Annotated in this window: 28 protein-coding genes; 9 read left to right on the forward strand and 19 right to left on the reverse strand. The window is 41.0% G+C overall.

Annotated elements, in window-relative coordinates; genetic code table 11:
• Positions 1-3 precede the first annotated feature (3 nt).
• From E1I69_RS07615 to E1I69_RS07625, 3 genes are all read right to left on the reverse strand, one after another.
• Positions 4-870, reverse strand: a complete 867-nt coding sequence (locus E1I69_RS07615; RefSeq protein ID WP_136379008.1) for a DNA-3-methyladenine glycosylase family protein — start codon at positions 868-870, stop codon at positions 4-6.
• A gap of 228 nt (positions 871-1,098) precedes the next feature.
• Complete coding sequence (locus E1I69_RS07620; RefSeq protein WP_136379009.1) at positions 1,099-1,455, reverse strand: DMT family transporter; 357 nt, start codon at positions 1,453-1,455, stop codon at positions 1,099-1,101.
• The gene (locus E1I69_RS07625; RefSeq protein WP_136379010.1) at positions 1,456-1,779 is read right to left on the reverse strand and encodes a DMT family transporter; all 324 of its coding nucleotides are present in this window, start codon (positions 1,777-1,779) and stop codon (positions 1,456-1,458) included.
• A gap of 173 nt (positions 1,780-1,952) precedes the next feature.
• Between E1I69_RS07625 and E1I69_RS07630 the strand changes: the two genes are divergently transcribed.
• Together E1I69_RS07630 and E1I69_RS07635 are read left to right on the forward strand one after the other, a co-directional pair.
• A complete protein-coding gene (locus E1I69_RS07630; protein WP_136379011.1) occupies positions 1,953-2,465 on the forward strand; it encodes a DUF2269 family protein in 513 nt (170 codons plus the stop codon).
• 90 nt (positions 2,466-2,555) lie between these two features.
• On the forward strand, positions 2,556-3,143 hold the full coding sequence (locus E1I69_RS07635) for a lysozyme inhibitor LprI family protein (RefSeq protein WP_136379012.1): 588 nt from the start codon (positions 2,556-2,558) through the stop codon (positions 3,141-3,143).
• 39 nt (positions 3,144-3,182) lie between these two features.
• Here E1I69_RS07635 and pdaA read toward each other — a convergent pair whose 3' ends face one another.
• From pdaA to E1I69_RS07650, 3 genes are all read right to left on the reverse strand, one after another.
• Complete coding sequence (gene pdaA, locus E1I69_RS07640) at positions 3,183-3,962, reverse strand: delta-lactam-biosynthetic de-N-acetylase (RefSeq protein WP_431731868.1); 780 nt, start codon at positions 3,960-3,962, stop codon at positions 3,183-3,185.
• Positions 3,963-4,128: 166 nt separating this feature from the next.
• The gene (locus E1I69_RS07645; protein ID WP_136379013.1) at positions 4,129-5,664 is read right to left on the reverse strand and encodes a fumarate hydratase; all 1,536 of its coding nucleotides are present in this window, start codon (positions 5,662-5,664) and stop codon (positions 4,129-4,131) included.
• A 105-nt stretch (positions 5,665-5,769) separates the two neighbouring features.
• Entirely contained in the window at positions 5,770-6,969 is a 1,200-nt protein-coding gene (locus E1I69_RS07650; RefSeq protein ID WP_136379014.1) for an MFS transporter, read from the reverse strand.
• Between the two features lie 139 nt (positions 6,970-7,108).
• Between E1I69_RS07650 and E1I69_RS07655 the strand changes: the two genes are divergently transcribed.
• On the forward strand, positions 7,109-8,302 hold the full coding sequence (locus tag E1I69_RS07655) for a DUF4317 domain-containing protein (RefSeq protein WP_136379015.1): 1,194 nt from the start codon (positions 7,109-7,111) through the stop codon (positions 8,300-8,302).
• A gap of 277 nt (positions 8,303-8,579) precedes the next feature.
• On the opposite strand, the gene E1I69_RS24375 is transcribed toward E1I69_RS07655, so the two are convergent.
• Both E1I69_RS24375 and E1I69_RS07660 read right to left on the reverse strand, forming a co-directional pair.
• Positions 8,580-8,720, reverse strand: a complete 141-nt coding sequence (locus E1I69_RS24375) for a hypothetical protein (protein ID WP_154670401.1) — start codon at positions 8,718-8,720, stop codon at positions 8,580-8,582.
• 80 nt (positions 8,721-8,800) lie between these two features.
• Complete coding sequence (locus E1I69_RS07660; RefSeq protein ID WP_136379016.1) at positions 8,801-8,989, reverse strand: SE1561 family protein; 189 nt, start codon at positions 8,987-8,989, stop codon at positions 8,801-8,803.
• A gap of 134 nt (positions 8,990-9,123) precedes the next feature.
• Here E1I69_RS07660 and yfkAB point away from each other — a divergent pair, with 134 nt between their 5' ends.
• The gene (yfkAB, locus tag E1I69_RS07665; RefSeq protein WP_136379017.1) at positions 9,124-10,245 is read left to right on the forward strand and encodes a radical SAM/CxCxxxxC motif protein YfkAB; all 1,122 of its coding nucleotides are present in this window, start codon (positions 9,124-9,126) and stop codon (positions 10,243-10,245) included.
• Between the two features lie 35 nt (positions 10,246-10,280).
• Here the strand turns inward: yfkAB and E1I69_RS07670 are convergent, their stop codons facing one another.
• The 5 genes from E1I69_RS07670 to E1I69_RS07690 form a co-directional block, all read right to left on the reverse strand.
• Complete coding sequence (locus tag E1I69_RS07670) at positions 10,281-11,099, reverse strand: YfkD famly protein (protein ID WP_136379018.1); 819 nt, start codon at positions 11,097-11,099, stop codon at positions 10,281-10,283.
• A gap of 170 nt (positions 11,100-11,269) precedes the next feature.
• Positions 11,270-11,896 (reverse strand): YczE/YyaS/YitT family protein, encoded by a 627-nt coding sequence (locus E1I69_RS07675; RefSeq protein ID WP_136379019.1) that lies wholly within the window; start codon positions 11,894-11,896, stop codon positions 11,270-11,272.
• Positions 11,897-12,203: 307 nt separating this feature from the next.
• Positions 12,204-13,268: a calcium/proton exchanger gene (cax, locus tag E1I69_RS07680; protein ID WP_136379020.1), complete on the reverse strand. Its 1,065-nt coding sequence runs from the start codon at positions 13,266-13,268 to the stop codon at positions 12,204-12,206.
• Between the two features lie 91 nt (positions 13,269-13,359).
• Complete coding sequence (locus E1I69_RS07685; protein WP_136379021.1) at positions 13,360-13,746, reverse strand: OsmC family protein; 387 nt, start codon at positions 13,744-13,746, stop codon at positions 13,360-13,362.
• Positions 13,747-13,938: 192 nt separating this feature from the next.
• Positions 13,939-15,456, reverse strand: a complete 1,518-nt coding sequence (locus E1I69_RS07690; protein ID WP_136379022.1) for a fatty acyl-CoA synthetase — start codon at positions 15,454-15,456, stop codon at positions 13,939-13,941.
• Positions 15,457-15,765: 309 nt separating this feature from the next.
• Between E1I69_RS07690 and E1I69_RS07695 the strand changes: the two genes are divergently transcribed.
• Together E1I69_RS07695 and E1I69_RS07700 are read left to right on the forward strand one after the other, a co-directional pair.
• Complete coding sequence (locus E1I69_RS07695) at positions 15,766-16,929, forward strand: MFS transporter (RefSeq protein ID WP_242634555.1); 1,164 nt, start codon at positions 15,766-15,768, stop codon at positions 16,927-16,929.
• Positions 16,930-17,136: 207 nt separating this feature from the next.
• Positions 17,137-17,283: a BH0509 family protein gene (locus E1I69_RS07700; protein ID WP_136379024.1), complete on the forward strand. Its 147-nt coding sequence runs from the start codon at positions 17,137-17,139 to the stop codon at positions 17,281-17,283.
• A gap of 34 nt (positions 17,284-17,317) precedes the next feature.
• Here the strand turns inward: E1I69_RS07700 and E1I69_RS07705 are convergent, their stop codons facing one another.
• On the reverse strand, positions 17,318-17,533 hold the full coding sequence (locus E1I69_RS07705) for a helix-turn-helix domain-containing protein (RefSeq protein WP_136379025.1): 216 nt from the start codon (positions 17,531-17,533) through the stop codon (positions 17,318-17,320).
• Positions 17,534-17,543: 10 nt separating this feature from the next.
• A complete protein-coding gene (locus tag E1I69_RS07710) occupies positions 17,544-18,029 on the reverse strand; it encodes a DUF2975 domain-containing protein (protein WP_136379049.1) in 486 nt (161 codons plus the stop codon).
• A 348-nt stretch (positions 18,030-18,377) separates the two neighbouring features.
• Here E1I69_RS07710 and E1I69_RS07715 point away from each other — a divergent pair, with 348 nt between their 5' ends.
• A complete protein-coding gene (locus tag E1I69_RS07715; RefSeq protein WP_136379026.1) occupies positions 18,378-20,312 on the forward strand; it encodes a heavy metal translocating P-type ATPase in 1,935 nt (644 codons plus the stop codon).
• Positions 20,313-20,612: 300 nt separating this feature from the next.
• Here E1I69_RS07715 and E1I69_RS07720 read toward each other — a convergent pair whose 3' ends face one another.
• The 3 genes from E1I69_RS07720 to E1I69_RS07730 are packed head-to-tail and all read right to left on the reverse strand — an operon-like array spanning position 20,613 to position 22,296.
• On the reverse strand, positions 20,613-21,452 hold the full coding sequence (locus E1I69_RS07720) for a YihY/virulence factor BrkB family protein (protein WP_136379027.1): 840 nt from the start codon (positions 21,450-21,452) through the stop codon (positions 20,613-20,615).
• 4 nt (positions 21,453-21,456) lie between these two features.
• Positions 21,457-21,810 (reverse strand): YtxH domain-containing protein, encoded by a 354-nt coding sequence (locus E1I69_RS07725; protein WP_136379028.1) that lies wholly within the window; start codon positions 21,808-21,810, stop codon positions 21,457-21,459.
• 6 nt (positions 21,811-21,816) lie between these two features.
• The gene (locus E1I69_RS07730) at positions 21,817-22,296 is read right to left on the reverse strand and encodes a low molecular weight protein-tyrosine-phosphatase (protein ID WP_136379029.1); all 480 of its coding nucleotides are present in this window, start codon (positions 22,294-22,296) and stop codon (positions 21,817-21,819) included.
• Between the two features lie 106 nt (positions 22,297-22,402).
• Between E1I69_RS07730 and E1I69_RS07735 the strand changes: the two genes are divergently transcribed.
• Together E1I69_RS07735 and E1I69_RS24380 are read left to right on the forward strand one after the other, a co-directional pair.
• Positions 22,403-22,630, forward strand: a complete 228-nt coding sequence (locus tag E1I69_RS07735) for a DUF1128 domain-containing protein (RefSeq protein WP_099361144.1) — start codon at positions 22,403-22,405, stop codon at positions 22,628-22,630.
• A 242-nt stretch (positions 22,631-22,872) separates the two neighbouring features.
• Positions 22,873-23,016 (forward strand): hypothetical protein, encoded by a 144-nt coding sequence (locus E1I69_RS24380; RefSeq protein WP_154670402.1) that lies wholly within the window; start codon positions 22,873-22,875, stop codon positions 23,014-23,016.
• A 60-nt stretch (positions 23,017-23,076) separates the two neighbouring features.
• Here E1I69_RS24380 and treC read toward each other — a convergent pair whose 3' ends face one another.
• Positions 23,077-24,765: an alpha,alpha-phosphotrehalase gene (gene treC / locus E1I69_RS07740; protein WP_136379030.1), complete on the reverse strand. Its 1,689-nt coding sequence runs from the start codon at positions 24,763-24,765 to the stop codon at positions 23,077-23,079.
• Between the last annotated feature and the right edge of the window lie 125 nt (positions 24,766-24,890).

The following is a 24,890-nucleotide window of genomic DNA, read 5'->3' on the forward strand; positions in this document are numbered from 1 at the left end:
TTTCTATTCGATGCTTCGCCATAAATACAAGGAGGCATAGCTTAAGTATGGCTCCCATGGCTTGCTGTATTCTTCCATTTGTTCATAGGTTGGCTTTTTTTCCAGATTGTATAATTTTTTGATGGCATTTTGGATTCCGATATCTGCCATCGGGAACAGGTTCGGTCGTCCCAATGCGAATAAAAGAAAATTTTCTGCGGTCCATTTGCCAATTCCGCGGATTTTTACGAGCGTGTCCATGACCTCTTCATCAGTTTTTGATTGAAGATCCGGAAGAGTTAACTCCCCAGAGGCAATCAACTTCGATGTATCAATGACATATTCCGCCTTCCGACCGCTGAACTGCAACTCCCTCAAGTCTGAAACAGACAACTCAGCTATTTTTTCGGGGCGAGGATGGGTCCACGTTCCTTCGATTTCTTCGCCAAATGTGGTTACAAACCTTGATGTCAGGGTATAGGCGAACGTCATATTGAGTTGTTGATGGATGATACATTTCATCAAGCAAAAATACGGATCGAAATCTAAGATCAATGGCGTTCCACGATGCTCTGTGAAAATATCTCGAAGGTCTGTTTGTAAAAAATGGTCTTGGATTTCCCCCAACGATACGTCCCATTGAAAAATATGTGACACTCGTTGCAATGCATATTCCATTGAATCTTTATGAGACCCCGTTACTACGAAACTTGGATCATCCGTTGTTCCTGCTGCTTTCACGGTGACAACCACGGGTTCATTTTCAAAATAAAACGGTACTTTCACCGAGCGTTCGTCTTTATTTAATTTTATAAGTGGATTTATTGATAGCCGGTCTAGGACGCGATCAAAATTGTATGGCGGCTGTACATGCACTGTTTTCTCCCACATGGTACCAACCTCAATTCATAAGTGTTAGTACACATTATACCATTTGAGCGCCAAAAAAATCCCCCTGCACGCAAGAGGATTCGTATGTTTATTTGTTTAATAGATCTTCACGAGGCGGTGTAAAGGTATCTAGCAAAATACCTTCTTCTAACGCTACAACGTAACGGCTCATCAAGGAAACGATGCGTAGCCGACCTGACTTACATTATATAAGGAAATGCGCCTTTATTAAAGCGCTTTGGCTTTCGGATTTTTTTCCACTTCTTCTTTTTCCGAAGTGTTTAATAAAATGACACCGCCGATAATTAAGACAATGCCTGCTAGTTTAAGAGCGGTAAACACCTCATCCCACACAAGCGCTCCAATGACGGCCGTTAGTGCGGTTCCTACTCCAGACCAAATCGCATATGCCAAACTTAGTGGAAGAGTATTAAGACATATGGATAAACAGTAGAACGCGAGTCCGTATCCCACGATGACACCGATCGACGGAACTAGAATGGTAAATCCATCTGACATTTTTAGCATGGCGGTTGCAAAGATCTCACATATTATCGAAATCGTTAATGCTAGATATCCCTTCATTTAATGACCCCCTCCAATATTGAGTAAAATGACGCCACCAATAATTAGCAGGAATCCTAGGATTTTTTTCATATCAATCGTTTCTTTATAGATGATAATGCCGACTAATGCGGTTAGCGCTGTCCCGACTCCGGCCCAGATTGCATATGCCATCCCAAGTGGCAATGTCTTTAGTGATAGTGATAAAGCATAGAATGCTAGACCATATCCGATCATGACTCCCATTGAAGGCAGGAATTTTTTAAAGCCATCTGTTGCTTTAAGTAGCGAGCTACCGAATACTTCACTCATAATGGCTATCAGTAAAAGGATGTATGCATTCATGGTGATTCCCCCTGCCTAAAAAAGTCTCTTTCTCCATTTTACCTTCTATTTCAATTTTGCGGAATATAGGACCTCCGTTGTAGTGAAAATTACATCTGTAGCACATTTTTCAAAGATCTTCCTCAGCGTAAAATAAATGTTGCTGGTCAGATAACATGAGGAGGTAATGTAACATGAAAAAAATCGGACCTAAAGGGATGAAATGGTTAAAAATTATCCACGTTTTTCTAGTCGTTTTATTTTTCGGAGGAATTTTAAGTTCTCTTTCATTAAATCTCTATCTTGATTTTACTGAATTTAATGAGTCATATCTAGGATATAAAACGATCGTTATTATTAGTGATCATATTGTTCGCTGGGGGGCAATTGGCACTTTACTAGTGGGACTCATCTATGGATTTTTTACAAATTGGGGATTCTTCAAGCATCGCTGGGTTGGCACGAAAATCGTACTCTATATCATTCAAACGATTGTCGGGATTTTTATTATAGACAAGCTTATGATCACAAATATGGAGTTGCTTGAAACTCAACGAGAATTAGCCCTGACCAATCCTGAATTCATTCAAAATCACGTAATCAGACAATATGCAGTCTATTTTCAGATAGCTGTTACCATTTTTATTTTCATCATTTCATATATAAAACCTTGGCGGAAGAAAAAGGAAATACGTAAAAAGAGCTGAATCTACAGCTCTTTTATTGTTTTTAGGCTATAATTTGAAGATAATGTTAAGTAGTTATACATAAGAACAAAATGACAAGGAGTTTTTGCAATGAAAAAGGTAGTACTGTTGACTATTTTGTTCGTGTTGTTGGCCGCGTGTGGGAAACCAGATAAGGAGACCAGTTCTCAGCCGGAAGAACCAGCTAAGAGTGCGGTTGCTGAGGCGGACTCTGAAAAGGTAAGTGACAAGGCTGATGTTGCGGAAGAGAGTAAAGAGACAAATGCTTCAGATGAAAGCGCGGATACCGAGTCGCCGGATACTAGCGTCCAAGGAGCATCGGAAAATAGTGCTCTTAAGGAGCAATATTTAAACGAACTCGCTGCGATTGAAGAAGAAATTGAAAACAAGCCTGAGGGCGAAACACAAATTGAGATGGAAGATATCGCTGCAGGAATTTATGAAATATGGGACGACGAACTTAATAAAATTTGGAAGGAACTTGAGAAACAACTTCCAACAGAGAAAATGGATAAACTGCGGGAAGATCAACGCCAATGGATTAGAGAAAAATATCGGATTGCAAGTGAAGAAGCGGAACAATACAAAGGCGGCACAATGGAGTCTTTAGTAAAAGTAACCGCACAAGCAAAGGTCACCAAAGAAAGATGCTATGAATTAGTTGAAAAGTATATGTAGTGGGAAAAGGACTTAGATGCGATTCTAAGTCCTTTTTTGTTAGTCCAAGTCAAATAATAGCTCTTCCCTAATCGTTTTTTCCGCCATTAATTGATCTAAGCTTCGGAAAGTATAACCTTCTTCACGCAGGTCATCGATTACCTTCCCAAGGGCTTCGGCATTGTCCCTCGATACAGTATGTAGCAAAAGAATCGCACCTGGATGAATTTGCCTCATGATGTTGTTGTAAGCATACTCCCACCCTTTTTGGCTATTGATGTGCCAGTCGACGAAGGCGAGCGACCAAAACACATTTTGATAACCAAGATTGTTGGATAAAGCTAATGTTCGTTCACTAAAGATACCTCGTGGTGGACGAAGATACGTCACGTCCTGACCGGTAAGCTTTTTTGTTTCCTCCCGAACTGAGTCTAATTCTTTTCTGAGTCGTTCGTCACTTACTCTTGTTAAATCCGGATGATACCATGAATGATTCCCAACGATATGCCCTTCTTTTGCCATTCGTTTGACGAGGTCAGCTTGATCTTTTAAATAATGCCCTGTGACGAAGAATGTCGCGGGAACCTTTTTCTTTTTTAGCACATCAAGAACTTGTTCGGTATAGCCATTCTCATAGCCGTTATCAAACGTAAGGTAGATGTCTCTTTTTGAAGTATCCCCCAAATAAAAAGCGCCATATTTTGCGAGTAGTTTATCATACTCCTCACCTGCTGAGGCAGGTTCATGGTTTTTGCTCTTTTTGAAGCCCCAATGGATGGGTGTGTTTGAATAAGCTGCTGCAGCATGTGGAGCAACAGTCAATGAAAAGGTAACAGTCAAAAGAAGAAGTATGCCACAAAGCCTTTTCAAAAATAAAACCTCCTAAAACTCCGTTAGTAGTAGAGTTAGTTTTTACCACATTAAGGGAGTTCATGCAGGAATAGATTGCCAAAATGTAACCATAAAAAACCCGCTACGCCAAAACGTAACGGGCCACAATCCATTTTTATGCAAATACACGTTCTTTGAATTGTTCTAGTTTTTCTAATGAGGATTTGTCAACATCCTCGTGAAGGCTGTTTCCGTGTGAATCCATAGTGACAACGGCTGTGAAGCCTTCAACAGATAGATGCCACATTGCTTCAGGAATACCAAACTGCATGAGGTCCACACCATCAACAGACTTGATGCAGTCTGCATAATACTGGGCAGCTCCACCGATCGCATTCAAGTACACTCCACCATGCTCCTTAAGTGCAGCAAGTGTCTTAGGCCCCATTCCACCTTTACCAATGACCGCTCGGATGCCAAACTTTTTCATGATATCGCCTTGGTAAGGCTCCTCACGAATACTCGTTGTTGGACCAGCCGCTTTCACGTGCCAGTTGCCATCTTCATCCTTAAGCATAACGGGACCACAGTGATAAATGATTTGACCATCTAAATCTACTGGTACATCATTTTCTGAAAGATGCTTATGGATGGCGTCACGGCCTGTGTACATCCGACCATTGATTCGCACTACATCTCCAACTTTAAGTTCACGGATTTGTTCTTCAGTGATTGGTGCTTGAAGCACGACTTCACGGGTTTCTGATTTTACTTCTTGCACTTCTTCTTTTTCTTTAGAGAAATCAATTTCTTCTCCATCTTGGTATAACCACTCGTTAATGTCACCTGTTTGGGCATCAAGAGTGACACCTAGACGGCGATATGCCCAGCAGTTGTAGGCAACAGATACGAAGAAACTTGCTGGGATACGGTGCATAACACCCACTTTACAACCAAGTAGAGTTGTTTCACCGCCGAAGCCCATTGTTCCGATTCCAAGCTTATTCGCATTTTCCATCACATATTCTTCAAGCTTGCGAAGATCTTCGTTTGGATTTTCATCCTCAACTGAACGGAAAAGCTGTTCTTTCGCTAATTCGTAGCCAGACGTACGGTCTCCACCGATTCCAACTCCGATGAAGCCTGCACTACAGCCTTGTCCTTGGGCTTGATACACAGAATGCATGATACACTTGCGAATTCCATCTAAGTCACGGCCAGCACGACCAAGTCCTTCTAATTCACATGGTAAGCTGTATTGAATGTTTTTATTTTCACATCCGCCACCTTTTAAAATAAGGCGAACATCGATGTAATCCTTTTCCCATTGTTCAAACTTAATTACTGGCACACCTTCGCCAAGGTTGTCCCCGCTATTTTTACCAGTTAATGAATCTACAGCGTTTGGACGTAGCTTCCCGTCCTTTGTTGCTTCGACAATCGCTTCACGAATAGCCGCTTTAATTTTTAATTGGTTCACCCCAACAGGCGTTTTCACTTTAAAAGTTGGTAGACCTGTATCCTGACAGATTGGTGATACGTTTACGTCTGCCATTGAAATATTGTTGGTGATGGTTGAAAGAGACATAGCAGCACGAGTACCGGCACTTTCACTCGCCTTTGCACGAGCAACCGCTCTACGTACATCCTTTGGAAGTCTTGTTGATGTCTCTACAATTAACTTGTACATACTTTGTTGTAGCTTATCCATCTGTATTCCCCTTTCCCTTATATCCCCGATATTATCTATAATCACAATTTTCATTATACTCCTAGAAGTTTTTTTCGGAAAGGGATTTGCAAACGATTCCAGTTTTTATTCCTTTATTAAATTCACCCCAATTAAACCCGCGATGGAAAATATCAAGGGAATGATGAAACCGAAATAATATCCAGACGTAAAATGGTCTAACACAATTCCAAAGAAGGCTGGCAGTAGGACCGCACTTAAAAACCCGCCCGTGTTCGCAAATCCAGACACCATGCCTGATTCGCTTATCGGAAAGGTTTTGCGCACAGTTGCAAAGGTTAAGGAATTAGAGCCAAACGCAAATCCAATGATAATAAAAAGAGGAATGAGCAAGAATAATGGAGGTCCCTCACGAAATAAAAGGAAAGTTGACCAACACAAAACAGTAACCATATGAAAAAAGAGATACGGTCCTTTAATCATCCCTAATCTACTTGAGATCCAACCAATCAACGGAGCACCCAATAGTGCCCCAATTAAACTATACATAATAAGCTGACTTGCGCCTAAACGGGTCAAGCCGTACACATCCATCCCGTAAGGCACTGCCCATGAACCGATAAAACCTAAATACCCTCCAACAAGCCCGAAGTGACAAAGAAACAATGCCCATGCTTGCCGACTTGAAAAAATTCGACGCAGCAGTACCGATGTTTTCTCACGGTGGACTTCATTTTTCTCAATCATTGGGTGGTTTGGTTTTTTTACGAGGACAAAATAAAGAAAAATCCCACACAAACACAACAGGATTCCCCCTGAAAGAAAGGCTCCACGCCAGCCAAGTAAGACAATCAATGCTGAAAAAGGAACAGTTGCCATCAGGAAACCGAGGCTCCCGGTCATTCCCGCTACTCCAATAAGCCGGGTGAACTCTTTTTCGTTAAACCACTTGCTTAAAATGAGGACTAAATTCACCCAAATCGTCGCATCTCCTATTCCCGTTAGGATTCGTGCAAAAAAGAGGACAAATTCATAGGTTCCAAGGCTATACATGATCGTTCCAACACCTGTTAGGATAGCACCAATAATGAGGAAAAAATTAGGGCCGTAGCGATCCGCCAAGATTCCCATCGGCATTTGCAAACCTGTGTATACGAAAAATTGGATGCTGGTCAAGAGCCCGATTGTTGTTGCCGTGACCTGAAAGTCCGTCATCAATTGGTCTGTAATCAGTCCGGGTGCGGTGCGTTGGGCTGACATCACTACATATGTAAACAAGACAGAAGCAAAAATAACCCACCTAAATTTACTATTTTGTATGCCCACTGATATCTACCCCTGTTTGTTTTTTTTATGTTATGTATATGGGTTTGTGACTCAGTCGTGCTCATACACCTGGTAAAAAATCAATCATTACAATTTTGAAGTCATACATGTATAATCAAAAAATGGGAGTTGAGATCAAATGAATAAAAAAGACATCGCAAACATCCGCAAGCAATTTAAGTTAAATAATCAATACTTACACATCAAAGAAATTTTCAATGTGTATGTTAAAAAAGAATCCAATGAGATTTATCACCATATTTGTCAGCCGTTCGAGCTGTTGGAGCAGGAAGCTCAGGAACTATTTTTAGATAACTTTAAAAAGACTTTGGCTGGACAACTCGATACGAAATTGTTTGAATTGAAATTCCAGCACGATGTTGAGAATAGTACGCGTGACCTTTTGTATGATGGGCTGCAACTGGAAGACACAGAAGATTGGATCGAGCAAATGCTGCAGATTGTGGAGAAAATGTATGCTACTAAGGTTTATGAGTTTGACACAGTGGTTACATTCATCCGTGCAGAATACCGTAAGCCGACACGAAAACGCGACCCTGAATCAGAACAAGGCGGCTCTGACGAGGTTTATTTTAGCCCCCTCATTCTATGCACCTTAAATAAAATTGATCAACCGAAAAAGACGTTGGTGTTTGATTATATTGAACGGACATTTAAATCAAATACTGAGCTGGATCCTGTTATTAACTTGACCGCTCCGTTAACAGGTTTCCTTTTTCCGGCGTTTAACGACAATGCCGCAGACGTGAATCATATTCTTTATGCGGCCGGGAAAGCAAACGAGCCTAGTTATAGTTTCATTTCCGATGTATTAAATTGTGAAGATATCATGACCGCAGAAGATGATAAGATCGGCTTCGAGATGATCTTGAAAAATGTTATTGGGGAAACGGTAGAATCTGAAGTTATTTCGAACGTGTACGAGGAAATCGACCGTTTTGTTCAAGAAAAAGAAGAAGAGGAACAGGAAGATAGCGAGCCACCTATGATTAACTATCAAGACGTTGAGCGCATCTTGAAGGTGAGTGGCGTAGAAGATGTGGACACAGCAAAGGTGGAACATGCGTTTAAAAGTGTAATTGATGATGAGCATCACGAATTCAAAGCAGCGAACCTTGTTCCAAAATCAATCAAAATCAACACAAAAGTGGCCAAGCTTACATTAAGTCCAAAAGAATTACGATACGTCAAATACATCATGTACCAAGGCAAACGCTGCTTGCTACTCGAAATCGACGAAGACGTCGTCGTCGAAGGCCTAACACTCGAGACCAAGAATCAAGGCGACCGCAGTGACAGTGGTAACCAGTGACCGCGGGGCCAGGCGACCAAGGGGGCCAAGAGGGCCAAGGGGGCCAAGGGGACGGTTCTTGTGGTCCCGTCCTGCGAAAAACAGTGGATTCTACATCAGAATCCATTGTTTTTGTTTGGCGTAGCCAACCATAAGGCCAGCCTCCACTCATCTCTACGATTTCACCTTTTTCGTTACCCTTTACTCCTTTTCTTTTGCCAATCAGGTATGATTACGACTTTTGCGTTACCATTTGCTTCTTCTCCTTTACCAATCGGGCACGATTCCGACTTTTACGTTACCTTTCGCCTCTCCTCCTTTGCCAATCGGGCATGATTCCGACTTTTACGTTACCCTTTACTTCTTTTCCGGTGCCAATCGGGTACGTTTCCACCTTTTGCGTTACCTTTGCCCCTCCTCCACTCTGCCAATCGGGCACTATTCACCCCTTCTTAGGCAACCGCTCCACCCTGAAAAACAAAAACGCCCAGCACTGACCTGAGCGTCCATCAAACATAATTATTCCTTCCAATCCTTCCTAAACCGTTCATATTTGCCTTCCAAGTCATCGATCATCTCAATGAGGCGGTCAATGTCCTCTAAATCGGTGGATTCAGGGTCCATCGAATCAATCACCTCTAAAAACATATTTAGGCGATTTTTTAAATAAGATATTTGTGAGTCTTTATCATGTATCGCATTTCCCAAGCTACAACGTTCCTTTCGTATTTCGATCTTTTTTATCTTATAAAAATGTATCTACATTGACAACTATTATTCTTTTCAATACAATGCCTAATGGCGATTTGTGTTTTAGCAAATCCGTAAAAAGGAGCTACAAAATGACAAATTTACAATCTTCTATTCGAATTTCTCCCGCATATGACCCGTGGGAGGCCTATTTAGACGTTGAGCAATATGGCTCAATGCAGCTAACCAATATTGAATTTACAACGACCTATCTCTGCAATATGAGATGTGAACATTGCGCAGTTGGCTACACATTACAACCGAAGGATCCTAAGGGCTTACCGATTGAGCTTTTGCTAAAACGCCTTGACGAAATTCCGAAGCTCCGTTCCATAAGCATAACCGGTGGCGAACCAATGCTTTCAACAAAATCTGTGGACCATTATGTGATTCCTCTTCTTAAGTATGCCCATGAGAGAGGGGTTCGTACTCAAATCAACTCGAATCTCACACTCGACCTGGCACGATATGAAAAAATTGTCCCGTACTTAGATGTGCTTCATATATCACATAACTGGGGAACGATCGATGATTTTGTTGAGGGCGGATTTGCAATGATGGAGAAAAAGCCTTCATTCGAACAGCGCGAGCGCTATTTCCAGCGAATGATTGAGAATAGCAAAGCTTTATCAAGGGCGGGTGTGATGGTTGCGGCGGAGACCATGCTGAACAAACGAACTCTCCCACATTTAGAAACCATTCATAAACAAATTGTGGAGGACATGGAGTGCGGCAGGCATGAGGTGCACCCCATGTACCCAAGTGATTTCGCAAGTAATCTCGAAGTACTTACACTACAAGAAATTCAGAGTGCGATTCATCATTTACTTGATATCCGCAATGAGGATGTATGGATGTTATTTGGTACTTTGCCATTTTATGCGTGTAGCGACAATGAGGAAGATCTCGTATTACTTAAAAGACTCTATGCCAGTAAAAATGTAACCGTGAGGAATGACCCTGATGGTCGATCGCGTCTCAATGTGAATATTTTCAATGGAGATATTATCGTGACTGATTTTGGGGATACTCCTCCACTCGGTAACATTCAAACAACTTCACTTCAAGATGCATATGACATCTGGTCGGAAACAAAAATAGCGAAGGAAATTAGCTGTCACTGCCCAGCCGTAAAATGCCTTGGTCCAAACATTCTCGTGAAAAATGCGTATTATAAAAAAGACGACTTCATAAAACGTCGTGCAAAAATGTAAAAAGTCGGGCGCCTACTTAACGCCCGATTTTCTTTCTATCTCGGAGTTTCTGAAACGAGGAATCCGTAGGAAACGTGGTCTTGGACGGGTATCCAGGCGCCAATTCCTTGGTGGGTTACGTTTTTAACAACAATGGACTTTTTGCTCCCTTTCAAAACAAGGTAAACTTCTCCATATGTAACCTTCCCTTTTTCATTGACTGCCGGCGCATAAGCATATAAATATCCTAGCCTTTTTGGAGGTACATTATAAACTTGATCCTTTTTGGTTGCACCACCAATAATCGTTGTAAAAGAGAGTGGAAGCTTGGTCTTTTTTGACGCCTCGATTAACATCATTTTCTTTACTTCGTCTGCATCCTGAATTTCTGCAGTTAATCCACCTCTGACAATCTTCTGCATTTCTTGTTTGTAATGGATTTTAAATGGAGTCTTTCCACCACGATTGTCATAGTAGTTTGTATTGATTTTTTCATACTCCCAATTCGTGCTTGTCTCAGACGATTCATAGTTTAGTGGCCACTGACCTAAGTAAATGGTGGCACGGTATCCTAGCGCAAGTGGCGACGTTTGGATGGCCGACTCATTTAAAATACGAATAAGGTCTGGATTTTCTATTTCTACATCAGCACTATTAATAAGCTCTTTTGTGAGCTTACTTGGCTGGAGATATGGCAAATCCTGTGTTGGGTTCGGATAGGTGTTATCCTGTGAAATGTCTAAAACAGAACTAGGAATTTTAAATTTATCTGCTTTTTCACCCTTCGATTTATTGGTACCTTCCGCCATTACGGTTCCTGCAAATAAACCAAATATCAACATGACGGCAACTATAAAAACTAATTTTCGTTTCATAGATGGTACTCCTTTCCTTGGCTTTGTGCTTAGTGTTTTCGAAGGTTTTGTAGATTATCCATCCTTTTATTAGAAAATTTTTGAGGGTTTTGGTAAAAAAGGGAAATGCCAGAAGAGTTTCTGGCCATTTCTTAAGGAACATTCATGCAGTTTTGGATCGTCTATCGATTTTAGCCCAAATTCCCCCTGGAACCACTAAGTCCTTTCTCCATCAACCTCTCGAAATACGGAAAAAAGAACTGGATAATGGGACCAATCCCAAAAGTAACGACCAAAGTTCCAATCCCGATCGGACCTCCAACCAAAAGTGCCAAAATCAGCCCTGTTGCTTCTGCTATTGTTTTTGCAATCCCAAACTTTAGTTTAAATCGTGAACTGATCGCAAGCATCAAATTATCGAGTGGCGAAAGTGGAAACTTTGCCTGCAAATAAATGGCGATCCCAAGCGAGGCGATCACTAATCCCCCTAGCAGAGTTACAATCTTCACGGCTAAGCCTTCTAAATTCCATTCGTCCAACGCGATTAATAACCAAAAATCAATAAAAAAGCCGATTAAAATGATGGTTCCAATCGATAAAAATACAGGTCGTGCACGTAGCAATAATGCATTTACAAACATGACTAATATACCTACAATCATGACCCAGGTGCCGACAGTGAGGCCAATTGTTTCGGATAGCCCGACATTAAGCGCATCCCAAGCACCTGCCCCAATATCTGCAATTATCATTAAACTGATTCCCAGTGCCAAAATAAACAACCCAATACCAAAAAATGCAATTCGTCTAGTCAACATAGAGGTGCTCCCTTAATTTCAGATATTGAAAACATTGTACTTTATTATAATGGACACCAAAAAATTAATCGATATTTTTATTTTTAACTGAATATTTTTAATCTTAGGTAAATATAATGAAGTATACCTTACTTGAAGGAGGGATAAAGAGACCATACCTTAACCTTAGCGACAGGGGGTATGCTATCGAATTGACGGACGAAGAAAACACCATTGAGAGTTATCCCTTAAAAAGTACTTAGAAGAAAGCCATAAAAGACAGACGACTCTGTGTAGATTAAAACTGCACAGAGTCGTTTTTTTGTACTTATAATAGATAAAACCCAATCCCCATAATGGCGTATGCCGCTAACAATGTACCACCTTCAAACCAGTTTGTCTCCCCATCATTCGTTAAGGAAATCGTTAAAAATACTGCGGTAATCATGGCAATTAATTCTGGCATTGAAAACACAAGCGCCATTTGAGTATCGAGGAACAATGAAATCAAGACTAAGAGTGGTGCCACAAACATGGCGACCTGTAAGGTTGAGCCAATGGCAATTTCGATGGCAACATTCATTTTATTTTTATACGCCATCATAACGGCAGAAGCATGTTCAGCCGCGTTACCAACAATTGCTACAATAATAATCCCGATAAAAATTTCACTCCAGCCAAAGCTTTCCGCCACAACCTCAAAGGTATGAACGAGATTTTCAGATACATACCCAACAGCAACCGTCGCTAACGCTAAGATAATAAGCGCCTTCCACTTTCCCCATTCGGGCTCCTCATGCTCTTCATTTTCCTTTTCCACCTGTTCGGAATCCTGTTGATAAATCCCGCGATGGGAAACAAGCTTAAAGAACAACCCAGCTAAATATAAGAGGATTAAAATAACCGAAATACCGATACTTAACGTAAATGTATCCTGATCATTCATCTCCATTGAAAAAACCTCTGGAACTACAAACGCTAAAATGATGGAAAAAATCAGCAGCCCTGAGTTATGGCGGGCATCATGGACATTAAATCTTTGTCGCTTAAACTTTATACCCCCAACGAAAAACGAAAGTCCTGCAACGAGTAAGAGGTTGCCAAGCACTGAACCAGTTAGCGAGGCAAGTACAACTGTAACAAGCCCAGCCTTTAATGCAAAAATAGAAATAATAAGTTCGACTGCATTCCCGAACGTGGCGTTTAACAAACCACCAATCCTTGGCCCGGCAACTATCGCAAGGCTTTCGGTCGCTCTTCCCATAAAACCAGCAAGGGCAATAATGGTCAAACAGTAGACAACAAACATGATGACAGCTGGCCAATGCATGAGGCTACCAATCACTGAAAGTGGAACACCAATCACAACCATAATCAAAAAAAGACGATTCATCGTGCCACAACCTTCCTTTAACCTAAAAAAACTACGCCCAGAATTTGCGTAGTTTTACTCTCTATAAAAATTATGTACTTTTATGGTGTTTTTATTCATGAATGATTTCAAATGTCTCTGTAATTTCAATGCTTCCCTTTACCGATTGTGCCATTGGACAATTGCGAGAAGCAATCTCGATCGAACGCTCAATTTTTTGTTCATTTAAATCGGTGCCTTTTATGATGTAGTGGAGATGAATTTTTTCAACTCGATTCGCTTGCGCCTCATTTCTTTCAACCTCTGTATGAATGGCGATGTCCTCCACCTGCATTCTCTTTTTTTCGAGAATTTTCCGAAGCGTGCCCCCACTACAAACTGCGATTGAAGACACTAAAAGCTGATAGGGCCTAAACCCATATGCTTCATCCCCCGCAACATGTAATTCCCCGTACTCCAAGTCTGTGTAAAAGCCAACTTCCTTCATTTTAAAGATCATGAAAAATTCCCCCATTCTCTTAAGTTATCATTAGTTTACTCTTGTTTTACCCCAAATGAAAAGAAAATCAAATGGTTCATGGTATTTTACGCCTATGAAAATCTTTGAAGTCAGAGTAGATCGCATTAGGAACAATAGCAAAATTAATAGGAGCAATGTCTTTACTGACATTGCTCCCAAATAAACAAAGACTTACGTAGCGCTCTTTGATCCTTTGACATTACGCAGCTGACGTTTAAGAATTTTGCCACTGGCGTTGCGCGGCAATTCTTTCACGATTTCGACCTGTTTCGGGACCTTGAAGCTAGCTAAATTGTTCCTGACATGCTGGAGGATCTCCTCTTCGGACACTGGAGCTTTGATGACAACGAAAGCAGTGACTGCCTCGATCCATTTTTCATCCGGTACACCGACAACTGCAACCTCTGCAACCTGTGGTAGCTCGTAGATACAGTCCTCTATCTCACGGGAGGCTACAAGCACACCGCCAGTGTTGATGACATCCTTCACTCGATCAATTACCTCGATATATCCATTCTCGTCCATCTTCACGAGATCCCCAGAATGGAACCAACCACCGGCGAACGCCTTTTCCGTCGCTTCACTTTTGTTCCAATACCCAAGGCAAAGCTGGGGTGAACGGTATACAATTTCTCCGAGTTCACCAGTTGGCACAGGATTACCCTCGGCATCCACGACGCGCGCCTCAACGAAAAGCATTGGTCTTCCTGCGGAACCTGGGTGGTCTGCGTGCTCCTCAGGACGTAGGACCGTACAGGCAGGACCCATTTCAGATTGGCCGAACACGTTATAAAAACCGAGCTCTGGCAGACATTTCTGCAGCCGTTCGAGTATTGGTCCAGGCATAATTGAAGCTCCGTAATAGGCCTTCCGTAGATTCCCGAGATTTCGAGAGGTTAGTTCAGGGTGATTCGCGATTGAAACCCAAACGGTTGGCGCGGCGAAGAACGATGTAATTGCGTCCTGTTCCATGGTTTCAAGGACAGCACCAGCCACGGGAGCAGGCAGTACCTTGTTCCAGCCGCCTACCAACAGTGCCGGCAGCATGAACACATGCATCTGCGCGGAATGATAGAGTGGCAAGCAGTGGAGCGCACGGTCTGACCCCTTGATGTCTAGCCCATGGATGCAGCTCATGTAGTGGTGCATCAGGGCACGATGTGTCATTATGGCTCCCTTTGGATCCGAAGTGGTGCCCGACGTATAGAGTAATTGAGCGACATCCGTATCCTCAACATCGAATTCATCATCTTTTAAAGGACCGTTATCGTTACTGGAAACCCAGTCCATGAGTTCGTCCTCGAATTGCAGGATCTTGCGATGACTGTTTGACTTTGTCTGAGAGATTGCATCGGCGAGTTCTCGGTCAGCGATGATGAGAGCTGGATCGGAATCACTTAAAATGTAATCGAGTTCTCCGGCTCGGAGCTGGAAATTTACCGGAACGTGGATCGCTCCCATACGTGCAGTAGCCAAAAACAGCAGCACGTACATATCGGAGTTTTTACCGTAAGCGGCCACTCGGTCTCCCTTTACCACCCCATGTTCACGCAGTTGGCGCGCGATACGGGTGACCGCCATGTCGAGTTCACGGTAACTCCATTCCCGGTTATCAAATACAACGGCAGTATTACGTGGCACGCGTGCGGCCGTACGACGGACCGCCTCAGCAATAGTGCTTGTTCTCATCTTATTTTCAGTCCCCTTTCAAAATAGGTTGGAGCACAACACTTATAAAACCAGGACGTCTGCGATGAAGTAGGATATTATGTAACCAAAACAAATTATTATTCATAAAATTATGAATATTATTTTAAATATAAAACTACTCTTACTTACCTGTCAATGTAATTATGAAGACTCTTGACCACTATTAAATTAGTTTTTTCAACTTGCTTAGAATTTTTTGCCCTTCTGAATATTGTTAAATCTTTTCAATTCCCAACCCTGGAATATTTTTGTATGATTAGATTGGAAAATGAACTGGGGGAAAACAACATGAAATTGCGTTTTTGGATATTAGTAAGTATAGTGGCGGTCTCGGGGTTCAGCCAGGGAATGCTGTTGCCTTTAATTGCGGTTATCTTTGAAAATAGCGGACTATCATCCACCTTAAATGGATTAAATGCAACCGCCCTCTATATTGGAATCTTATTTGTATCACCCTTTATGGAATACCCATTGCGCAAATATGGCTATAAACCTGTTATTCTATTTGGCGGATTGCTTGTGGTTATCTCCCTCGCCTTATTCCCACTATGGAAGTCGTTTTGGTTTTGGTTTGCATTGCGACTCTTGATTGGGATTGGGGACCATGCCTTGCACTTTGGAACTCAAACATGGATTACGTCGTTTTCGCCAGAGGAAAAGCGCGGAAGGAACATCTCGTTATACGGCTTGTTCTTTGGGCTAGGGTTTGCCACAGGTCCATTAATGACACCATTGATCCATATCAATGAAGCATTGCCATTTATCCTGTCTTCAGTCCTTTGTTTATTCGGATGGTTCTTTTTATTCCTATTAAAAAATGAGTTTCCTGAAACAGAGTTGGGTGTGAACTCCTTTAAAGAAACGATCAACCGGTTTTCTAAAGCCTGGAAATATGCATGGGTTGCTTTTTTGCCACCAATGGCCTACGGATTTTTAGAGTCATCCTTAAACGGAAGCTTCCCTGTGTACGGGTTACGAATTGATTTACAGGTTACATTTGTATCCATTTTATTAACGTCATTTGCTCTTGGTAGCATCATCACCCAGCTTCCTTTGGGAATTCTGAGCGACAAATATGGACGAAGAAATATTTTAACGATTGTTCTATTTTTTGGATTTGTAAGCTTTACTGCTGCAAGCTTTCTAGAACACTCTCATGTTGGACTTTGGCTCTGCATTACGTTTGCGGGGATGGCGGTTGGATCCACATTTTCACTCGGTATCTCTTATATGACAGATTTAATGCCAAGAAATTTACTTCCAACGGGTAACCTTCTTTGTGGCATCTTTTTTAGCATTGGTAGCCTGGTGGGACCGTTTTTCGGTGGCTTGTTTATTCAATACTTTGAAAACATTAGCTTTTTCAATGTCATCGGGACCATTTTGTTTGTCATCTTTATTGTGATAGGTGTTTTTGGTTCGAAAACAGCTCCTAAAACGGTTGAAAGTTGAGACTTCCTTATGTAAGGGAGTCTTTTTTGTGCGCTTTTAGCGATAATCAGTGAACACCTGCGCTTTTCTTCTTTCCCTATGATTTTTAGCCTATTTTTCAGAATTTCGTTGACGTTTTTTAAAGGACTGTTATATAATACAATTAATTATAATATACTGTATTAAAACAGATGTGTAGGACGAAAAATGAAAAGGGAGATGATTGGAATGAGTAGGCAAGAACGCAAAAACATGATTGAGTTTATTGAGAAGGTTAAAGGTATCGATAAAACGGAGCTTATGTATATGACAGATGCAGATATCGAGCATATCTATGACACAACATATTATTACTTCGAGGAAATTGCAGAATAATGGTATAGAAAAAACTCGCCGCTTGGCGAGTTTTTTATTCTTGTTCGTCTGGTCTGTATTCTAATATGTCTCCAGGCTGGCAGTCGAGCGCTTTGCAAATCCCCTCTAATGTAGAAAAGCGAACCGCCTTTGCCTTTCCATTTTTTAAAATGGACAGATTGGCCATCGTGATTCCAACTCTCTCAGATAGCTCTGTTACACTCATTTTTCGTTTTGCGAGCATGACGTCTATGTTAATAATAATTGCCATTGTATTCACCTCAAACCGTTAAGTCGTTTTCTTCTTGGATTTCAATGGCATTTTTCAATAGCTTTTGAAGCACGGCTGCAAAAACTGAAATAACAAAGCATGCACAAATAATGACCAATGCAATCAGCAGGACACCTGGGTGGCCTGCATTTTGTGAGATTACGAAAAAGAAGCCAATGACGTACCATGCACTTATGATCGCTGCACAATACTTTATGATAGTTAAGGAATGCACCGATTTATGAGAGAAGGCATTGTTTTTATCAATATAACTTAGTAGTTTAAAACCCTGAAAAAGCGCAAATAAAAACGGGATCAAGGTCACTTCGATGCCAATTAACAAAGGATATTTTAAATACGCAAATTCTGGATTTTTGACTGCTAAATCATTTGCAGCCCAAGGTAGCCAATACATACATAAAGCCAAGACAACGATACCCATAAAAAAGATGGCTCCTTTTAAAAAGAGTGTATTCCCTCGTTCTTTTAGCCTCATGATTCCCTCCATCAAAAACACCTCACCTATTTTTTCTCTTTGATTAGTGTACATGATTGTTTATTGTTTTTCAATAAATTATTATCATTTTCCGCTATTTGTGAACTTATTTAAAATAATTATAAAAAAGACTTTTAAAATCCGAGCGGTGTGTTATAATTAATAATAATTATAAAGTAAAAATCACTAAAACAAAGCGCTGCTATCAAAACGATTGCAGTTTTCTTGTTTAAATGGCTTAATGAGTGTGATTCCCTTTCTCAATTAGCAAAATGAAGTTGATTTTAATTCTCAATTAGATACCAATAAATGATTATTTTTCTCAATTAGAAAACGGAGGCGAATGAAATGAGTACAGAAGTAAAAGCAGCTCCAGGCCAACAACTATATAAAACAGAAAAAGAACCTTCTCCTTTCCTTGAAAAAGTAAAGCTTCACGGAGAATTGATTGCGGCTTTAACGAGTGGTGTATTAATCGCGGTCGCATGGTCTTTAGGTCATTTTGAACAAAATACGGCTTCGATTATGTTGTATCTTCTTGCTTTTATTATTGGTGGTTATGCAAAAGCAAAGGAAGGCATTACTGATACAATCACTGAAAAAGAATTAAATGTGGAAATGCTGATGATTTTTGCTGCAATTGGCTCTGCCATTATTGGCTACTGGAATGAAGGGGCGATTTTAATCTTCATCTTTGCCTTAAGTGGCGCTCTTGAAACCTATACAATGAACAAGAGCCATAAGGAAATCTCTTCTCTCATGGGAATGCAGCCTGAGGAAGCAACACTTATCCAAAACGGGATCGAGCATATTGTCCATGTTTCATCCCTTCAGATCGGGGATACCATTTTAGTTAAACCAGGCGAGCGTATTCCAGCAGATGGAAAGCTTTTAAAAGGTGAGACAAACGTGGACCAGGCAGCCATTACCGGTGAATCGATTCCGGTTCAAAAATCCCTAGGTGACGAGGTTTTTGCAGGTACTGTTAACCTGCGTGGTTCGATTACCATTGAAGTGACAAAGCCAAATGAAGATTCGTTGTTCCAAAAAATTATTAATCTTGTTCAATCCGCACAAAGTGAAAAATCACCTTCACAGCTTTTTATCGAAAAATTTGAAGGTAAATATGTGAAAATTGTTTTAATCGCGGTCGGTTTCATGATGTTTCTTCCCCACTTTCTTTTAGATTGGTCATGGACTGAAACCTTTTACCGGGCGATGGTATTACTAGTTGTTGCCTCCCCATGTGCACTTGTTGCTTCGATTATGCCGGCGACTCTTTCGGCGATTTCAAATGGTGCAAGACGCGGAATACTTTTTAAAGGCGGTGTACACCTCGAGCAACTTGGTAACTTAAAAGCGATTGCGCTTGATAAAACCGGAACATTAACAAAAGGAAAACCCGTCGTAACAGATGTCATTGTGGCAGATTCAATGGAACAAAGTGAATTTTTACAGGTGGTTGCTTCGATTGAAAATCAATCGACTCACCCATTAGCAGGAGCTATTGTGGCGGCACACGCTAAATCAAATGGCCAGGAATTGCTTTCAATTGATGGAATCGAGGATATACCTGGTTATGGAGTAAAAGCAACTTTTGGTGATGCCAATTGGCTTATTGGTAAAGCCGATCTTGTCGGGAAAGAAGCAGCCGCTGCTTTTAAAAATGGGGTTTCGAAACAATTGGCTTCTGAAGGGAAAACGATTGTTTATGTAAAATGTGGGGACGACATTGCTGGAATTCTTGCGCTTAAGGATGTTGTCCGTGATGATACAGTTTCAGCTATTTCAGCTTTACAAGATTTAGGAATTTACACTGTGATGCTAACCGGTGATGGTGAGAAAACAGCTGAAGCCATTTCGAAGGAAAGCCATGTTGACCAATACATTGCTGAATGTTTACCGGAAACAAAGGTTGACCACATTAAAGATCTGATTTCGAAATACGATACCGTTGCGATGGTCGGAGATGGAATCAATGATGCGCCTGCTTTAGCAACGGCAAACGTTGGGATTGCGATGGGTCAGGGAACCGACGTGGCCCTTGAAACAGCCGATGTCGTTCTAATGAAAAACGACCTGCCTCGAATCGCGGAAGCCGTTAAGCTTTCAAAACGTATGAATCGGATTATCAAACAAAATGTCGTTTTTTCAATCGCTGTGATTATGCTGCTGATTGTTTCAAACTTCTTTCAAATCATTGACCTCCCATTTGGAGTCATCGGTCACGAAGGAAGCACCATACTTGTTATCTTAAACGGGCTTCGATTGTTGAAGTCATAAATAGAAGGAAAGGACTTGACCCCTGCGTCCAAGTCCTTTTTTGATTTTTGGGGACCAATGGAACCGTCCCTGTGGTCCTTGGGGACCAATGGAACCGTCCCTTTGGTTCTACCTCTGGTTCTAATGGTAGCCGTTGCTGCCATTAGCAGAACTGCTTGTTTTTTGTTTTGGGCTATTTTTCTTTCCCTTTTGTTTTGTGCCGCCGTCTTTTTTAGACATGATAGAGGCCTCCTTGTATGATACTTACACCCTCTATTATCTCTCGCTACCTTCTTTTCATGAAGGTAACTTCCGGTAAAATCAGCGGCCGTCCCTGATGCGATGGCAATTTAGTATCGCGTTGATTTCACCACCGATGATAATGATCATCGCCGATAAATAAAACCAAATCATCAGCACAATGATGGCTCCTAGGCTTCCATAAGTTGTTGAGTAATGCCCGAAGCTGTTCACATAATAGGAAAATGCAAGCGAAACAAACATCCATCCAAAGGTCGCAAAAAAGGCTCCAGAAATAATTTCTTTTATCTTTAACGGACGGTTAGGCGCGACCCAGTACAAAAAGGTAAACACGATAAATAGAATCGCAGCACTCACAATCCAACGAATTCCGTTCCATATATCTAAAAATTCATCAGACAGGCCAAACGATGAAAAGATAAAAATCCCAATTTGTTTTCCGAAGACCGGTAATAACAAAGCCACAATGATGACAAAAATCATCCCAAACGTTAATAAGATTGAGATCCCTCTTGTGAAAAAGAAGTTCCGTGTTTCCTTCACATCGTAGGCCTTGTTAAACGCACGAACGACCGCATTAATCCCATTGGAGGAGGACCATAATGTACCGATGATCCCTATGGATAACAGCCCGCCTTTTTGCGAACCCACAATGTAATTTAAGTTTTCTTCAATCATAGAAACAGTACCCTCTGGTGCGTACTGCGCTACAAACTCCAACACATCAATTTGGGAAATGGGCAAATACCCAATAAGTGTCACAAGAAAGATTAAAAACGGGAATAGAGATAGTAAGAAAAAATAGGCAAGCTCTGCTGAAAGACCACCTACTTCATCTTCCTTATATCGCAAAATTAATTCCTTAATAAACCGCAAATCTAACGTTCGAATTTGGGTCATCTTTTCACCTCTCTATATTATCGTCCCTCACATCATCCGTTTTATTAGAAATTGCGTCTTTCGTTTCTTTCACTGCTTCAACGATTTCCGGTGTCGTTTCGACGATTTCATTTACCCTTGAGGTCACGATGCGAACGTCCTCCGCTACCTGCTCAATCGTTGTACGAACCGTATTAAATCGGTCCTTAACAAGCTCTGTATATCCCTGTGGATTTTTCATCACATCTACTGCTTTTCGACTAACTCTTTTACTAGTATGTAAAAACTGCTCTCTTGTTTCCTTATCAAATAAAGAAATCGCTGCTCCAAGGACAGCCCCAACGACCATGCCTTCCACCATTTTATTGCGTTTTGCCATTTTGGATTACTCCTTCCCAACAAAATTTTCTTTTTTAATGACGTCTAAAAGACGCTTGCACCCATTGCTCACAAGCTCATACGTTTCATCAAAGTTCCCCGTGTAATATGGGTCAGGTACATCTGTAACCTTGCTGTCTTCAACGAAATCGAGAAGCCTTTTAATCTGACCGGTTTTAGTGGTACTGGTCATTTTTTTTAGATTCTTTAAATTGTCAGAGTCCATCGCGATAATATAATCAAATTGTTCAAGATCCTCTTGGATAACCTTGCGCGCCTTAATCCCTTCAAAAGACACTTTATATTTAGTTAAAATGGTTTGCGTCCCCTTATGTGGTGGATGTCCAATATGCCAATCCCCGGTACCTGCTGAATCCACCTGAATATCATTGGTGAGCCCTTCCTTTTTAACCATATCTCGAAAAATGGCCTCCGCCATCGGTGATCTGCAAATATTCCCTAAACACACGAATAAAACTTTAATCATTTTTGTCCATTCTCCCTTATGTCATATATTTCCGTACCTTGCCATATTAAATAATAGCAGAAACGTGATACAATAAGAATACACTGAAAATTGAAAGGATGAAAACATGGATCTCTCACAAAAGTCGGTCGAAAATGTAGAGTTTATGATAGAAAAAATCAAAGAAAAGCTGAAAGTGCTTAACATCGGTGCCATTAAGCCTTCTCATTTTGATGAAGAAATGTACGAGGAATTAAAGGACATCTATGACCTCACCATGAAAAAGAACTCATTCAGCCCGAACGAAATGCAAGCACTCGTCGAAGAACTCGGAAGCTTACGCAAAAATAAATAATACATAGTATGGCGGCCAAGATGGCCGCTTTTTTGTTTGTGGTGATTTTAAGACGCAAATATCTGCGGCGAGACGCATATCCCATACGTACGGGATCACTAAATTTCTAAAATTTCAGTCAATAACCACTCCCCCCTGCATATACGTATACAAAGGGGCACAGTAGGGACATGGGGACAGGTACATTGTCCCAGACTTCATCTTTCTATATTCTCCAGCCCCAATCTAAAGGGGGAATACACATGTTAGGACTATGGCTAACGCTTATTGGTATAGCTGTATTGTATTTTATCTCCGCTGGATTCTGGTTTTACTTTGTTGCAACCTCGATGGATAACGACGATTCCACCAAAATTGACCCGCTACCCAAAGATCAAGACTTTTAAAAAAGCCACACCCGATTTGTGGGCATGGCTTTCACAGTGTAGGCAAAACGTCTACACTTTTTATTTTGCAGTTAAATGATACACCACGGATTCGTATGGACGTAAGCTGATCCCTTTTGAAATATCAGTTTGGGAGTCTCCATAATTTGAAACAAGAAGATCCGTTGTGTATTTTTCCAACTCAATTTTTTCAGGAATCTCGAATGTTGCTTCCTTCCCATAAAAATTATTCACAACAAGGAGTTTCTCATTTTCTCCGTTTCTTACATATGCAAAGATTTGCGGGTCTTCTTCAAGTAATAGCTCATAATCCCCGTATGTGATAATATCGTATTCCTTACGAAGCTTAATCAATTTTTGATAATGATAAAAGACTGAGTTTTTGTCCTCTAACGCATTTTCCACGTTAATGGTTTTGAAGTTGTCAGCGACATTAATCCACGGTGTTCCACTTGTGAAGCCAGCATGCTCAGATGCATCCCATTGTACAGGTGTACGTGAATTATCACGTGATTTATGTTTCAAAATCTCAATGATTTGTTCGTTGCTCATACCCTGTTCTTTTTTAATATTGTATATATTTAGGGACTCGACATCGCGATATTCGGAGATATCCTCGAATTTCGGATTGGTCATTCCGATTTCTTCCCCCTGATAAATATAAGGAGTCCCTTGCATCATATGAATCGTTGTTGCAAGCATTTTTGCTGATTCTGTTAAATACTTGCCATCATCTCCATATCTCGAAACGATGCGCGGTTGGTCATGGTTGCACCAGAATAGTGCATTCCAGCCCCCACCATTATGCATTTCCACCTGCCAAGTTGAAAGTATTCTTTTTAACGCCTGGAAATCAAAATCCGCAACCGTCCATTTATCGCCATTTGGGTAATCGACTTTTAAATGGTGGAAATTAAAGGTCATACTTAGCTCTTCGCGTTCAGGATTCGAATAATTGATACAATCATCAATGGTTGTTGACGACATTTCACCAACCGTCATACTATCGTATTTCGAAAAAACCTGCTGATTCATTTCATGCATGAATTCATGAACGCGCGGACCGTCTGTATAAAACTTTCGACCATCCCCAGGAGCAACTGAACCATCATCATCTGGGAAGCGTTGGTCTTTTGAAATTAAATTGATGACATCCAGACGGAAGCCATCCACCCCTTTTTCAAACCAAAACGTCATCATATCATAGACTTTTTGACGAACTTCTTCGTTTTCCCAATTCAGATCGGCCTGTGTCACATCAAAAAGATGGAGGTAGTATTGGCCCGTTTTTTCGTCATACTCCCAAGCATTTCCTCCAAATTTTGATTCCCAATTGTTTGGCGGTTGCCCGTCTTTTGGGTCCTTCCAAATATAAAAATCTCGGTATGGATTATCCTTTGATTCACGAGATTTCTTGAACCATTCGTTTTCAGTTGAAGTATGGTTGACGACGATGTCCATAATGAGTTTAATGCCGCGAGAATGAGCTTCTTCAAGCAAGCGGTCAAAATCCTCCATCGTGCCGTATTCTTCTTGAATCGCAAAATAGTCACTAATATCATACCCGTTATCACGTTGCGGGGATTTGTAAATTGGCGTTAACCAAATAACATCAATACCTAATGCTTTCAAATAGTCGAGTTTTTCGATGATCCCTTGTAGGTCACCAAGACCATTTCCAGTTGTGTCATTAAAACTCTTTGGATAAATTTGATAAACGACAGACTTCTTCCACCAAGGCTGTTTCAACTGCTACACCACCATAAATAGTAATTTCTTGTAGTATTTCATAAATAAAAAACTTTATTTATAATAGTAGTGTAACTTGTATATACAAGTTGGTCAAATTTAATACAGTAGAGATAGTACCTTGG

Origin of the sequence: Bacillus timonensis (assembly GCF_004799755.1) — a bacterium.
Classification (GTDB): Bacteria; Bacillota; Bacilli; order Bacillales; family Bacillaceae_L; genus Ferdinandcohnia; species Ferdinandcohnia timonensis_A.

Coding starts and splice junctions, on each gene's coding strand:
- E1I69_RS07620 (WP_136379009.1), bottom strand. CDS start 1,455: ATGAAGGGATATCTAGCATTAACGATTTCGATAATATGTGAGATCTTT.
- E1I69_RS07735 (WP_099361144.1), top strand. CDS start 22,403: ATGGATCTCTCACAAAAGTCGGTCGAAAATGTAGAGTTTATGATAGAA.
- E1I69_RS07715 (WP_136379026.1), top strand. CDS start 18,378: ATGAGTACAGAAGTAAAAGCAGCTCCAGGCCAACAACTATATAAAACA.
- E1I69_RS07725 (WP_136379028.1), bottom strand. CDS start 21,810: ATGGCAAAACGCAATAAAATGGTGGAAGGCATGGTCGTTGGGGCTGTC.
- E1I69_RS07705 (WP_136379025.1), bottom strand. CDS start 17,533: ATGGCAATTATTATTAACATAGACGTCATGCTCGCAAAACGAAAAATG.
- cax (WP_136379020.1), bottom strand. CDS start 13,268: ATGAATCGTCTTTTTTTGATTATGGTTGTGATTGGTGTTCCACTTTCA.
- E1I69_RS07685 (WP_136379021.1), bottom strand. CDS start 13,746: ATGATCTTTAAAATGAAGGAAGTTGGCTTTTACACAGACTTGGAGTAC.
- E1I69_RS07635 (WP_136379012.1), top strand. CDS start 2,556: ATGAAAAAGGTAGTACTGTTGACTATTTTGTTCGTGTTGTTGGCCGCG.
- E1I69_RS07710 (WP_136379049.1), bottom strand. CDS start 18,029: ATGAGGCTAAAAGAACGAGGGAATACACTCTTTTTAAAAGGAGCCATC.
- E1I69_RS07615 (WP_136379008.1), bottom strand. CDS start 870: ATGTGGGAGAAAACAGTGCATGTACAGCCGCCATACAATTTTGATCGC.
- E1I69_RS07690 (WP_136379022.1), bottom strand. CDS start 15,456: ATGAGAACAAGCACTATTGCTGAGGCGGTCCGTCGTACGGCCGCACGC.
- E1I69_RS07630 (WP_136379011.1), top strand. CDS start 1,953: ATGAAAAAAATCGGACCTAAAGGGATGAAATGGTTAAAAATTATCCAC.
- yfkAB (WP_136379017.1), top strand. CDS start 9,124: ATGACAAATTTACAATCTTCTATTCGAATTTCTCCCGCATATGACCCG.
- E1I69_RS07655 (WP_136379015.1), top strand. CDS start 7,109: ATGAATAAAAAAGACATCGCAAACATCCGCAAGCAATTTAAGTTAAAT.
- E1I69_RS07730 (WP_136379029.1), bottom strand. CDS start 22,296: ATGATTAAAGTTTTATTCGTGTGTTTAGGGAATATTTGCAGATCACCG.
- E1I69_RS07675 (WP_136379019.1), bottom strand. CDS start 11,896: ATGTTGACTAGACGAATTGCATTTTTTGGTATTGGGTTGTTTATTTTG.
- E1I69_RS07670 (WP_136379018.1), bottom strand. CDS start 11,099: ATGAAACGAAAATTAGTTTTTATAGTTGCCGTCATGTTGATATTTGGT.
- E1I69_RS07625 (WP_136379010.1), bottom strand. CDS start 1,779: ATGAATGCATACATCCTTTTACTGATAGCCATTATGAGTGAAGTATTC.
- E1I69_RS24380 (WP_154670402.1), top strand. CDS start 22,873: ATGTTAGGACTATGGCTAACGCTTATTGGTATAGCTGTATTGTATTTT.
- E1I69_RS07700 (WP_136379024.1), top strand. CDS start 17,137: ATGAGTAGGCAAGAACGCAAAAACATGATTGAGTTTATTGAGAAGGTT.
- E1I69_RS07695 (WP_242634555.1), top strand. CDS start 15,766: ATGAAATTGCGTTTTTGGATATTAGTAAGTATAGTGGCGGTCTCGGGG.
- E1I69_RS07720 (WP_136379027.1), bottom strand. CDS start 21,452: ATGACCCAAATTCGAACGTTAGATTTGCGGTTTATTAAGGAATTAATT.
- E1I69_RS07645 (WP_136379013.1), bottom strand. CDS start 5,664: ATGGATAAGCTACAACAAAGTATGTACAAGTTAATTGTAGAGACATCA.